The organism is Xanthomonas sp. SHU 199, from assembly GCF_000364665.1.
In the GTDB taxonomy this organism is placed as follows: domain Bacteria; phylum Pseudomonadota; class Gammaproteobacteria; order Xanthomonadales; family Xanthomonadaceae; genus Xanthomonas_A; species Xanthomonas_A sontii.
This window is the reverse complement of the sequence record NZ_AQOI01000106.1, coordinates 1-12,926: the sequence shown is the minus strand read 5'-3', so window position 1 is coordinate 12,926 and position 12,926 is coordinate 1. Positions and strand designations below refer to the sequence as shown.

8 protein-coding genes and 1 pseudogene are annotated in these 12,926 nt (G+C 69.3%); 6 read left to right on the top strand and 3 right to left on the bottom strand.

The features are described 5' to 3' along the window. The 4 genes and pseudogenes from D183_RS0105065 to D183_RS0105050 all read left to right on the top strand — a co-directional run. Positions 1-1,507 (top strand): annotated as a pseudogene (locus tag D183_RS0105065) (discoidin domain-containing protein); the annotation flags it as partial. Between the two features lie 11 nt (positions 1,508-1,518). Continuing rightward, complete coding sequence (locus tag D183_RS0105060; RefSeq protein ID WP_017908040.1) at positions 1,519-2,565, top strand: LacI family DNA-binding transcriptional regulator; 1,047 nt, start codon at positions 1,519-1,521, stop codon at positions 2,563-2,565. 90 nt (positions 2,566-2,655) lie between these two features. Continuing rightward, a complete protein-coding gene (locus D183_RS0105055; RefSeq protein WP_017908039.1) occupies positions 2,656-5,685 on the top strand; it encodes a TonB-dependent receptor in 3,030 nt (1,009 codons plus the stop codon). A gap of 118 nt (positions 5,686-5,803) precedes the next feature. Continuing rightward, the gene (locus D183_RS0105050; protein ID WP_017908038.1) at positions 5,804-7,321 is read left to right on the top strand and encodes a tryptophan halogenase family protein; all 1,518 of its coding nucleotides are present in this window, start codon (positions 5,804-5,806) and stop codon (positions 7,319-7,321) included. Positions 7,322-7,508: 187 nt separating this feature from the next. On the opposite strand, the gene pyrF is transcribed toward D183_RS0105050, so the two are convergent. The 3 genes from pyrF to D183_RS0105035 all read right to left on the bottom strand — a co-directional run bounded on the left by pyrF (position 7,509) and on the right by D183_RS0105035 (position 9,868). Next, positions 7,509-8,243, bottom strand: coding sequence for an orotidine-5'-phosphate decarboxylase (gene pyrF / locus D183_RS0105045; RefSeq protein ID WP_017908037.1), 735 nt, complete (start codon positions 8,241-8,243; stop codon positions 7,509-7,511). Next, the gene (locus tag D183_RS0105040; RefSeq protein ID WP_017908036.1) at positions 8,240-9,154 is read right to left on the bottom strand and encodes a 5'-nucleotidase, lipoprotein e(P4) family; all 915 of its coding nucleotides are present in this window, start codon (positions 9,152-9,154) and stop codon (positions 8,240-8,242) included. Before D183_RS0105040 ends, pyrF begins: the two co-directional genes overlap by 4 nt. A 90-nt stretch (positions 9,155-9,244) precedes the next feature. Beyond that, positions 9,245-9,868 (bottom strand): hypothetical protein, encoded by a 624-nt coding sequence (locus tag D183_RS0105035; protein ID WP_017908035.1) that lies wholly within the window; start codon positions 9,866-9,868, stop codon positions 9,245-9,247. 343 nt (positions 9,869-10,211) lie between these two features. Here D183_RS0105035 and D183_RS0105030 point away from each other — a divergent pair, with 343 nt between their 5' ends. Then, positions 10,212-11,852 (top strand): ShlB/FhaC/HecB family hemolysin secretion/activation protein, encoded by a 1,641-nt coding sequence (locus D183_RS0105030; protein ID WP_198527642.1) that lies wholly within the window; start codon positions 10,212-10,214, stop codon positions 11,850-11,852. A gap of 79 nt (positions 11,853-11,931) precedes the next feature. Beyond that, positions 11,932-12,926 (top strand): filamentous hemagglutinin N-terminal domain-containing protein (locus tag D183_RS0105025; protein WP_026144204.1); only part of this gene is annotated, 995 nt, incomplete at its 3' end.

The window sequence follows — 12,926 nt, the reverse complement described above, 5'->3', positions numbered from 1 at the left end:
GCCGCCGCTGGACCGCGACGCGCTGCTCGCCGCCGGCCGCGGCGACGCGGGCCGCAGCTTCGACGCGCTGGCCGAGCAGGTCTCCGCGGACTGGCAGCAGCGCCTGGGCAACGTCGGCCTGCGCCTGCCCGACGCCAGTCTGGTGGACATGCTGCGCGCGCAGGCCGCGTACATGCTGATCAACCAGACCGGCCCGGCGATGCAGCCGGGGCCGCGCAACTACAACCGCTCCTTCATCCGCGACGGCATGGCCACCTCGGCGATCCTGCTGCGGATGGGCCAGGCGCAGGTCGCGCGCGACTACCTGCAGTGGTACAGCGACCATGCGGTGCACCCGAACGGGCTGGTCTCGCCGATCCTCAACGACGACGGCAGCGTCAACGATGGCTTCGGCTCGGACCTGGAGTACGACAGCCAGGGCGAGTACATCACCCTGGTTGCCGACGTCGCGCGGCTGGACGGCGGCCCGGAAAGCGTGCGCGCCTACCTGCCGAAGGTGAAGCTGGCGATGCAGTTCCTGCAGGAACTGCGCGAGCGCACCCTGGTGCCCGGCTACATGGCCGAGCAGCCGGCGCCGGAACGCTTCCGCGGCATCCTCGCCCCGTCGATCAGCCACGAAGGCTATTCCAGCCCCACCCACAGCTACTGGGACGACTACTGGGCGCTGAAGGGCTGGCACGACGGCGCCTGGCTGGCCGACTCGCTGGGCGATGCCGCCACCGCCGCCTGGGCGCGCGAACAGTACGCGGCGCTGCGCAGCTCGCTGGCCGCTTCCATCCGCGCCACCATGGCGTGGAAGGGCGCGGACTACATTCCCGCCGCGGCCGACCTGGGCGACGGCGATCCGACCAGCGTCTCGATCGCGCTGGATCCCACCGGCCAGCAGGACCTGCTGCCGGAGGCGGCGCTGCGCACCACCTTTGCGCGCTATCTGGAAGACGTGCGCCAGCGCAAGCAACCCAATGCGCTGTGGGCCTACACCCCGTACGAGATGCGCAACGTGCTGACCTACGTGCATCTGGACCAGCCGCAGGTGGCCGACGAACTGCTGCAGGACCTGCTGCGCGACCGCCGCCCGTTCGAATGGCAGGTGCTGGCCGAGGTGGTGCAGTCGCGGCTGCGCTTCCCGCGCTACCTGGGCGACATGCCGCATACCTGGATCGGCGCCGAGTACGCGCGCGCCCTGTTCGGCATGCTCATGCACGAGGGCGACGATGCGCTGGTGCTGCTGCCCGGCGTGCCGCCAGCCTGGCTCGCCGACGATGGCCTGGCCGTGCAGCGCCTGCCCACCGCCTACGGCACGCTCGGCCTGCGTGCGCGCCAGCGCGACGGGCGGCTGCGCGTCGAACTCGACAGCGGCCTGCGCGCAGGCACCGCCGTGCGCGTGGTCTGGCCGACGCGCACGCGGCCGACCCAGGTGCGCGTGGACGGCCGCCGGATCGACCACTACGACGCCGGCGGCGTGACCCTGTCCAAGCCGTTCCGGACCCTGGAGGCACGCTGGTGAGTCCGCCCCCCGTGCCGGCGCCGGATGCGCGCGCCAACATCACCATCAAGGACGTGGCGCGCCTGGCCAACGTCTCGGTGGCCACCGTGTCGCGCACCATGAACGGCCATCAGCACGTGGCCGAGTCGGTGCGCGCGCGCGTGCTGGAAGCCGCGCGCACCCTGCACTACGTGCCGCACCACGCCGCGCGCAGCCTGAGTAGCCGCCGCACCCACACCATCGGCGTGGTGCTGCCGGACCTGCACGGCGAGTTCTTCTCCGAACTGATCCGCGGCATCGACACGGTGGCGCGCGAGCGCGGCCTGCACCTGCTGGTGTCCAGCTACCACGGCGAGCCGGAGCAGCAGCGGCTGGCGGTGCGGCGCATGCCCGGGCGCGTCGACGGACTGCTGATCATGTCGCCGTCCCTGGCCAGCGATGCCGAGGACCCGGCCGACATGCTGCCCGGCGCGCTGCCGGCGGTGCTGATGAACTGCGCCGAGCGCATCGGCGAGGCGCAGGTGCTCAACGTGGACAACTACGGCGGCGCACGCGCCATGACCCGCCACCTGCTGGACGTGGGCCATCGCCGCATCGCCTTCATCGCCGGGCCGGACGACAACTTCGATGCGCGCGAACGCCTGCGCGGCTACCGCGACGAACTGCGCGCGCGCTGCCCGCAGGTGGCACCGCTGGTGCTGCCCGGCGCCTTCGACGAGGCCTCCGGGTACCGCGCCGGCGAAGCCCTGCTGCAGGGGCAGCGGCCGGACGTGGTGTTCGCCGCCAACGACATGATGGCGCTGGGCTGCCTGTTCGCCTTCACCCATGCCGGGCTGCGCGTGCCCGAGGACATCGCCCTGGCCGGCTTCGACGACGTGCCGATGGCACGCTACGTGCATCCGGCCCTGACGACCATGCGCGTGGACATCGCCGGCTTCGGCGCCCGCGCCATGCAACTGCTGCTCGGTGCGCTGGAGCCGCATGCCGCTCCGGTGGCGTCGGCGGCAGCGGCCAATGCGATCGCCCCGCAACTCATCGTTCGTGCCTCCAGTGCCCAGCGAGGGACCGCCATGGACTGACACCGACGCATGCAGCACCGATGTCGTTTTTTGCACCACCTAGAAGAACACAACAATGATCCCGTTGACCGCCCTGGGAGGGCTTTCGTCATGAAGAAATCGCGTTCCGCCTCCAACCTGCCCGCACGCAGCCTGCTGTGCTGCGCGCTGGCCACCTGCCTGTTCGCCACCATGCCGGCGATGGCCCAGTCCAGCAGCGCGACCCTGCGCGGCCAGGTCGCCGCCGCCCAGGCCGGCACCGAAGTCACCGTCACCAACGTCGCCACCGGCTCGGTGCGTCGCGCGCCGATCGCCGCTAACGGCAACTACACCGTGGTCGGCCTGCCGCCGGGCACCTACAAGGTCGAGGCCAACGGCGTCACCAAGACGGTGACCCTGCAGGTCGCGTCCTCGTCCACCGTCGATCTCGACGCCGGCACCGCCGCCGCTGGCGGCAACGCGACCACCCTGGACACCGTCACCGTCAGCGCGCCGCTGCTGAAGGACGTCAAGACCTCGGAAGTGGGCAACGTGGTGTCGCTGCACCAGATCCAGCAGCTGCCGCAGGCCACCCGCAACTTCCTGGAGTTCGCCGACACTGTGCCGGGCATGGTGTTCCAGATCGACGGCAACGGGAACACCAAGCTGCGCGGCGGTGCGTCCAATGCCAGCGCCGGCAACCTGTACATCGACGGCGTCGGCCAGAAGAGCTACGTCAAGGGCGGCGGCATCGCCGGCCAGAGCGACACCCAGGGCAACCCGTTCCCGCAGCTGGCGATCGGCGAGTACAAGGTCATCACCTCCAACTACAAGGCGGAGTACGGCCAGATCAGCGGCGCGGCGATCACCGCGGCCACCAAGTCCGGCACCAACGAGTTCCACGGCGAAGCCTTCTACCGTTACACCGACCAGGATCTGCGCGACAAGCGTCCCGACGAAGCGAACGGCAAGATCGATTCGCAGACCAAGGAATACGGCTTCGCCCTGGGCGGCCCGATCATCCAGGACCGCATGCACTTCTTCGTCGCCTACGAAGGCAAGGAGAACGTGGTGCCGAAGAGCGTGCAGGCGGACAACACGGCGCAGCCGTACGTCGGCCTGCTGCCGTCCAACCTGTCGAGCCAGTTCGGTGCGGCCAACATGCCGTTCACCGAGGACCTGTACTTCGGCAAGATCGATTTTGAACCGACCGATCGCGATCGCATCGAACTGAGCGGCCAGTACCGCGACGAGACCCAGACCGGCAACGTCGGCGGCACCAGCACGCCGGAACACGGCACCAACAAGATCAACAAGGACAAGCGCGCCAACATCCGTTGGCAGCACAGCGCCGACAACTGGTTCAACGAGCTGATCGTCGGTACCGAGGACTCGGAGAACAACCCGAATCCGAAGAGCATCGGCAACGGCATCGTCTACAAGTATCTGGCGCCCCGCGCCGGCTCCACCGATGTGGACGAATACACCTTCCTGGAAACCGGCTCCGCCGGCGGTCTGAACGTGCAGCGCAAGAGCCAGAAGGGCTGGTTCCTGCAGAACGACCTGACCTTCACCAGCTTCCAGTGGCATGGCGAGCACACCATCAAGATGGGCGTCAGCTACAAGGACATCAAGCTGACCTCGCAAGATGCCGCTGCGCTCAACCCGCAGTTCAGCTATGCGGTCAACAACAACGGCGTCGCCGCCACGCCGTATCGCGTGGACTACGTCGCGCCGTACAACACCCCCGGCCAGAAGGCCACGGTGGAGTCGCCGTCCAAGCAGTACGGCATCTACATCCAGGACGACTGGGCGGCGACCGACAAGCTGATGATCAACGTCGGCGTGCGTTGGGACTACGAGGACAGCCCGGCCTACACCGACTTCGTCACCTCGCAGGCCTTCGTCAACGCGTTGTACTCCAACGATCCGGCCAACCCGGGCCAGCCCTGGGCCAACCGCCTGCTGCCCAGCGGCATCAACGCCGCCGACTACATCAGCACCGGTCGCAACCGCAAGAACTTCAAGGATGGCTGGGCACCGCGCCTGGGCTTCTCCTACGACTTCTTCGGCGACGAGAGCTCGGTGCTGCACGGTGGCGCCGGCCGCTCCTACGATCGCAACCTGTTCGAACAGCTGGCGCTGGAAACCAGCAAGGCCGCGCTGTCGCCGGTCGCGGTGTACTTCCAGAACCCGGCCACCGGCCAGTGCTACCGCAGCGACCGCGTCTGCACCGCGTGGGATCCGCGCTACCTCAATGGCGTTGACCAGTTGAACACCATCCCCGGCGTCAGTGGCAGCGCCGAACTGTTCATGTTCAACAACCACCTGAAGACGCCGTACAGCGACCAGTACAGCATCGGCATCACCAACCAGGTCGGCGACTGGCAGACCGACGTGACCTTCCAGCGCGTGCTCAGCTACGACGGCTTCGCGATGTCGCTGATCAACCGCTACCCGGATGGTTCCTACTTCCAGAACGGCAGCGCCCCGTGGGGCCAGCCGGTGCCGGGCTACCAGAACACGATCCTGGGCATGAATGGCCTGGAGCAGCGCAGCAGCCAGGTGCTGCTGTCGGCCGACAAGCCGTACACCAAGGAATCGGGCTGGGGTCTGACCCTGTCGTACACCCACACCAGCGCGCGTCAGAACCGCAACATCGACGAGCCGTACGCGTTCGACAAGGCGACCATCCACGACTATCCGTTCGTGAAGTCCGATGCCGTGTCGGCGCACCGCTTCGTCGCCTCCGGCTCGATCGACGGTCCGTGGGGCCTGACCTTCGGCGCTAAGGTGGTGCTGGCGACGCCGGAGCCGATCAACACCATCGCCTGCTACGGCCACATCGATGCGGATGGCGCGACCTGCCAGCAGGTGGCGGCGGTGCCGCCGGGCAGCGGCAAGTTCCTGGTCGGCGGCAAGATCTGGGGCTACCGCACGGTCGACTTCCAGGCGACCAAGGACTTCACCGTGTACAACGACTTCAAGTTGACCGCGCGCGTGAACCTGCTCAACGCCTTCAACTTCAAGAACTACGCGTCGTACTCGTACAACGATTTCGGCTCCGATGGCCGTTTCGATCCGAACATCACCATCAACAAGACCGGCGACATCATGTACGTGCCGCGGACGGTGACCTTCGAGATCGGCGCCAAGTTCTGATCCACCGCATGGCCCACGCGCGTGCCCGACCGGCGCGCGTGGGGTTTCAACGGACGGGGCCGCGTGGCCCCGTCCGCGTTTGCGGTCGCCTCTTTCCTCGGTACAGGACCCTGCACGCATGATCGCCGCCCCTCTCCGCAACCTGGTCATCGTCGGCGGCGGCACCGCCGGCTGGATGGCCGCTGCCGCGCTGGCGCGTGTGCTGGGCCCCGACTACCGCATCACCTTGATCGAGTCCGAGCAGATCGGCATCGTCGGCGTCGGCGAGGCCACCGTGCCGCACATCAAGGCCTTCAACAACCTGCTCGGCATCAACGAGGCCGAGTTCGTGCGCCACACCCAGGGCAGCTTCAAGCTCGGCATCGAGTTCGCCGACTGGCAGCGCCCGGGCACGTCCTACGTGCACGGCTTCGGCACCGAGATCGGGCATCCGCTCGGGTTGCTGCCGTTCCAGCAGTACTGGTTCAAGCAGGCGCTGGCCGGCAAGGCCAGGCCGCTGGGCGCCTACACGCTCAACACCGTCGCCGCCAAGCGCGACCGCTTCATGACTTCGGCCACCGACGTGCCGCCGAATTCGCCGCTGGCCAACATCGCCTACGCCTACCATTTCGATGCGGCGCTGTATGCGGGCTTCCTGCGCCGCTATGCCGAGCAGCGCGGGGTGACCCGGCGCGAGGGCATCGTCGAGGAGGTGCAGCTGCATCCGGAATCGGGCGACGTGCGCGCGGTGCGCCTGGCGTCGGGCGAGGCGATCGCCGGCGACCTGTTCATCGATTGCTCCGGCTTCCGCGGCCTGCTGATCGAGCAGGCGCTGCACACCGGCTACCACGATTTCAGCCATTGGCTGCCGTGCGACCGTGCGCTGGCGGTGCCTTGCGCCAAGGTCGGCCCGCCCACGCCGTACACCCGCGCTACCGCGCGCGCGGCCGGCTGGCAGTGGCGCATCCCGCTGCAGCACCGCACCGGCAACGGCTACGTGTACTGCAGTGCGCACATCAGCGACGACGAGGCCGCGGCCACGCTGCTGGCGAACCTCGACGGCCCGGCGCTGGCCGATCCGCGGCCGCTGCGCTTCGTCACCGGCCGCCGCAAGCAGGTGTGGAACCGCAACGTGATCGCGCTGGGCCTGGCCAGCGGCTTCATGGAGCCGCTGGAATCGACCAGCATCCACCTGGTCCAGTCCGGCATCTCCAAGCTGCTGGAGCTGTTCCCGCGCGAGGGCATCAGCCCGGTGCTGGTGCGGCGCTACAACGAGCGCATCGCCTTCGAGTTCGACCGCATCCGCGACTTCCTGCTGCTGCACTACCACGCCACCGAGCGCGACGACAGCGCGTTCTGGCGGCACTGCCGTAGCATGCCGATCACCCCGGAACTGCAGGAGACGCTGGCGCTGTTCCGCGACAGCGGTCGCTTCTACCGCAACGGCGAGGAAATGTTCGCCGAGATCAGCTGGGTGCAGGTGATGGTGGGGCAGGGCATCCTGCCGCGCGCCTACCATCCGCTGGTGGACCAGGTGCCGCAGGCCGACCTGGAGCGCTTCATGGCCAGCGTCGAGCAGACGATCGGCCATTGCGCCGACGCGATGCCGCCGCACCAGGCCTTCATCGACCGCTATTGCGCGGCCAGGCCTGTGTGAGCACGGCCGGCGCCGCGCGGGCACAAAAAAAGAGGCCACGCGCACCAGGCGCGGGCCTCTTCAAATCCGACCGAAGCCGGAGAACGGTATGGCACATCTCCGGCAGAGCCGGACGCTGGGCATGCTACCGGCACGCCGAAGCTAAAGCAATGCTTTAGAAGTTGCTTTCTAAGTCATTGATTTGAAATCAACTGACAGCGCCGCCGGCCAATGTCAGCGCGATCTCCCGCTGGATCGCCTCGGCGGCAGCACGCGGATCGGCCGCCTGGCGGATCGGCCGGCCGACCACGATCGCGTCGGCGCCGTCGGCGAAGGCCTGGGCCACGCCCACCGTACGCTGCTGGTCGTCGCCGACCGGGCCGCCCGGGCGGATGCCGGGGCAGACGATGGAGAAGCCGGCGCCGGTGGCGCGGCGGATCGGTGCCGCTTCCTGGCCGGACGCGATCACGCCGTCGATGCCGGCCGCCTGCGCGGCCAGCGCGCGCTCCACCACCACGTCTTCCGGCGCGCGGTCGATGCCCATCGATGCCAGGTCGGCGCGGCCCATCGAGGTCAGCACGGTCACCGCCAGCAGGCGCATGTCGCTGCCGTTGGCCTCGGCCGCGGCCTGCATCATCGCCGGGTGCCAGCCGTGGATGGTGCAGTAGTCCACCGGCCACTGCGACAGCCGCCGGATCACCCCGCCCACCGTGGCCGGGATGTCGAAGAACTTCAGGTCCACGAACACCCGCTTGCCGCGTTCGGCCAGCGTGTCCAGCACGTCGAAGTATTCGCCGGAGGCGAGCAGTTCCATGCCGATCTTGTAGAACGCCACCGCATCGCCGAGCCGCTCGATCCACTCCAGCGCCTCGCTGCGCCCGGGCACGTCGAGGGCGAAGATCAGGCGCTCGTGCGGCGCCAGCGCCAGCGGCGCGCGACTCACTGCGCCAGCTCCAGCGCCTGCACCTTGGCCTGGTGGCGGGCGGCACGCGACTGGGTGAAGTCGTTGTTGAACAGTGCCGGCTCCCAGGACCCGTAGCTGGGGTTGGGCAGCATCCACCAGCGCTCGCCGAACCAGTCGTGGTACTGCTGCAGCAACTGCGCGCGGCCCTCCGGGGTGTTGGCCACCACCTGCGCGAAGTCGCCGAGCTGGTCGCCGAACTGCATCAGCACGCGGTACTGCTGGCCGACCAGCTTGCGCCGGCAGTTCTTCTCCGAGCCGTTCTGCTCGCAATCCTTGACCACCGTGCCCAGGCCCAGCAGCACGCTGTTGTCGGCCACCGGCAGGCCGGCGCTGCGCAGGTTGGCCAGGGTCGCGTCGGTCAGGTGCACCGCGCGGTTGGTCACGTACAGCACGGTGATGCCCTTGGCGGTGGCGGCCTTGGCGAAATCGACCACGCCGGGGATCGGCTTGGCCTTCTTCTCGGCGACCCACTGGTCCCAGGTGACCTCGTCGTATTCCTTGCCGTTGCGGATCAGCCGCGCCTGGTACGGCGAGTTGTCCAGCACTGTTTCGTCCACGTCCATCACCACCGCTGGCTTCAACCCGGCGGCGGCGTTGCCGCGCTCCTCCGGCACCAGCGCGTCCCAGTTCGGCTCCTTGAGCGCCGCATCCAGGCGGTCGGCGGCGGCGCGATAGGTCTGCTCGGCCAGGGCCTGGTACTCGGCCGAGCGCTGCATCCACAGCACTGCGTTGAGGTTGTCGTCGGCGGCGCCCGGCGTGGTAGCTGCGGGCGTGGCGGCAGCTGCAGGGGCGGCCGGCTTGGCGGTGGGGTCGGCGACCTGCGCCTGCGGCTTGCAGGCGGACAGGGCGAGCACGGCGCAGGCCAGTGCGGTGCGGGCGATCGGCGTCATCGGGTGTGGAAACCTGGGCAAATGAACCGCGGATTTTAGCCGGTTGCGATGACAGGCGCGGCGCGCGGTGGCGCAGGCGGGCTGCCGCGCTCAGGGCGCGAACGTCAGTTCGTGCAGGTCCGGGGCGAGCACCGCCTCGATGGGGTCGGCATCGTCGTGGCCGGCATAGGCGCTGAAGCGGATGCGCAGGCGGCCGTCGCGCACGGCGTAGGGCGTCAGGTCCTCGAGGTGGAGTGCGTCCAGGTCGATGTTGTCCAAGCAACTGGACACCGGTATCCGCGCCAGGATCGAAGGCGCCCCGTGCAGGTCGACCACGGTCAGCGCCATCTCCGCACCGGCGCCGCAGTAGCCGTGTCCATCCCCGGGCGAAGACCGGCGCACGGACAGGTACAGCAGGCGGTCGCGCGCCAGATACGGCTGCAACCGGGTCGGCAGCAGGCGGATGGCGCGTTCGGCGCCGATCCGCTCCGGTGCGTAGGCGCGCGGAATGGTCTCCAGCACGGCGGGTGTGCGTCCGGGCAGCTGGAGCACCACACGGCCCGCGCGATAGGCCAGATGCAGCAGGCCGCGGCGTGGATCGCAGACGTCGGTATCGGACGGCACGGCCGATGCCGCGCGGCAGTCCGTCGGTGTCGGCGTCGCGGCGCTGGGGGCGGGCACGGCGCCGGGCGCAGCGGGCGAGGCCAGGGCCAGCAGGAGGAGGAGCGGCAGCATGCGAGCCCTTCGAGGTGTGAGCCAAGAGTGTGGCAGCCGCCGTGGATCGCGCGCCAGTTGTGACGTAAGTCCTTTGCGAGGGTGATGAAATTCTCGCAAGCGCCTGTTTTGCAGGGAATTTACCGACAGCGTGTCGGGAGCCTCCCGATGCCGCCGCGCTGTGGTTTCCACCACACTTCCAAGTATGGAAAACCGCGCGACGCGGCGCCTGGTGCGCTGCGACGCGATCGCGCCTGCACCGCAGGCAAACGCGGGAAGCGTCACAGGGGACGTCGCAGTGGATCGCCGGAGAAAAGGAGCTTCTCGCATTGTGCTGGCTGCGTGCCTGTTCGCCAGCGTGCCCATGGCGCAGGCGCAGGACCCGCCGAGCACGCTCGACCGCCAGGAACAACTGCGCCAGGCCGAGCAGGTCCAGCGTCAGCAGGAGCAGGACCGGCAGGCGCCGTTCGTGGGCCCGCGCGAGACCGAAGCCCCGGCGGACATGCGCAGCATCGCCTTGCCGACCGAAGCGCTGTGCTTCCCGATCCAGCGCGTCCGCCTCAGCGGCGGCGGTCCCGACGCGGCGCGCTTTTCCTGGCTGTGGCAGTCGCTGCGTCGCTACGAAGGTCGCTGCATCGGCACGGCCGGCATCGACCTGATCCGCCGCCGCGCGCTGGACCAACTGGTCGCGCGCGGCTTCGTCACCACCCGCCTCGGCGTGCCCGCGCAGGACCTGTCCCGCGGTGAGCTGCGCTTCGAACTGCTGCCCGGGCGCCTGCGCCAGGTGCGGGTGCAGTCGGCGGACGGCCGTGTGTTCTGGCGCGGTGCGCTGCCGCTGCGGCCGGGCGACGTGCTCGACCTGCGCGCGATCGAGCAGGGCGTGGAGCAGTTCAAGCGGGTGCCGTCGCAGGACGCCAAGATCGATATCGCCCCGGGCGAGCAGCCCGGCGAGTCGGACCTGCTGATCACCGTGCAGCGCAGTCGGCGCTGGCGCGCGGTGCTCAATGCCGACGATTCGGGCGTGCAGGCGACCGGGCGCTACCAGGGCGGCGTCGATTTCGCCCTGGATGCACCGCTGGGCATCAACGACCTGCTCTCGATCGGCTACAACCACGACCTGGTGGACGATGGCGCCGCGCGCGGCACCCGCGGCAACAGCCTGTCCTACAGCGTGCCGTGGGGCTGGTGGACCTTGTCGCTGTCGCTGTCGTCGTATCGCTACCACCAGCAGGTGGACGGCTTTCGCCAGAGCTTCCAGTCCAGCGGCAGCTCCGACAGCGCGCAACTGGATCTGCAGCGGGTGATCCACCGCACCGGTACCAGCAAGACCACGCTGGGCATGGTGGTGGCCAAGCGCGCCGCACGCAGCTACCTGGACGGTGTGGAGATCGGCATCCAGCGCCGCCACACCACCAGCGCCGAGCTCTACCTCAGCCATCGCCATTACCTGGGCAAGCTGCAGCTGGACACGCGCCTTGGGCACCGCCGCGGCACCCCGTGGTTCGACGGGCAATGGACCGGCTACGACCCGGCGGTGGGCTTCCCCGGCTACCGCTACGGCGTCACCACGCTGGATGTCAGCGCCGGTCTGCCGTTCGCGCTGGGCCCGGTGGCGATGAGCTGGGACAGCAGCCTGCATGCGCAGACGTCCCCGCAACTGCTGCTGGGTTCGGAATTCATCACCCTGGGTGGGCGCTACAGCGTGCGCGGCTTCGACGGCGAACGCACCCTTGGCGCCGAGCGCGGCGCGTACTGGCGCAACAGCCTCAACCTGCCGGTGCAGCGCCTGGGCATCACCCCGTACCTGGGCGTGGATGCCGGCCGCATCGCCGGGCCCAGCGCCGCCGGCCTGGCCGGGCGCAGCCTGGTCGGCGGTTTCGTCGGCGTGCGTGGCGCGCGCGGCGGGCTCAGCTGGGATGGCTTCGCCGGCTGGGACCTGCACGCACCGCGCGACTTCCACAGCGCGCAGCCGGCCTACGGCGTGCGCCTGATCTACCAGTTCTGACACGTCCTGCCGCCGGCCGGCGGCAGGCAACGCGATGGGTTTTGCCGCGGTGTGCGGCACGAGAGAGACGACGATGCACATGGACCGTACCGACGACCGCCGCCACTGCCTGCTCGAGCCGCTCAAGCGCGGCCTGGCCGCGCTGCTGTGCTGCACCGTCACCTGGACCTCGCTGCCGCTGTACGCGCAGGTCGCACCGGTCGCCAATCCGGACGGGCGCCAGCCCGGCCAGCAGGCCGCCGCCAACGGCGTGCCGGTGGTCGACATCGTCGCCCCCAATGCGCGCGGCGTCTCGCACAACCGCTATTCGCGCTTCGACGTCGGCAGCAACGGCCTGATCCTCAACAACAGCGCGCAGATCTCCAAGACCGAACTGGGCGGCTACATCGCCGGCAACGACAACCTGAAGAACAGCGGCGCGGCCACGCTGATCCTCAACGAAGTCACCTCCACCACCAGCCGCCTGCAGGGCTATACCGAGATCGCCGGGGCCAAGGCGCAGCTGGTGATCGCCAACCCCAACGGCATCGTCTGCGACGGCTGCGGCTTCCTCAACACCTCGCGCGTCACCCTGGCCACCGGCACGCCGCTGCTCGGCGCCGATGGCGCCTTGAACGGTTTCTCCATCACCGGCGGCGCGCTGAGCGTCGGCAGCAACGGCCTGGATGCGTACAACGTGGACCGCCTGGATCTGCTGTCGCGGCAGTTGAGCGTGGGCGGTTCGGTGTGGGCCAAGGATCTGCTGGCCAGCGCCGGTGCGCAGCGCATCGGCTACGACGGCATGCTGCTGGACGTGCTGCCGGGCAGCGACGGCGCACCACCGGCGATCGGCATCGACGTGGCGTACCTGGGCGGCATGTACGCCGACCGCATCCGCCTGATCGCCACCGAGGCCGGTGTGGGCGTGGTCAGCCGCGGCACCCTGTCCGCGCAGAGCGGCAGCCTGCAGATCGACAGCGCCGGCCAGCTGAGCCTGGCCGGCACCGCGGTGGCCCGCGACGACGTCGACCTGCGCGCGGCCGGCGCGCTGAGCCAGCAGGGCGTGCTCGGCTCGCAGCAGGCCGGCGTGCGCCT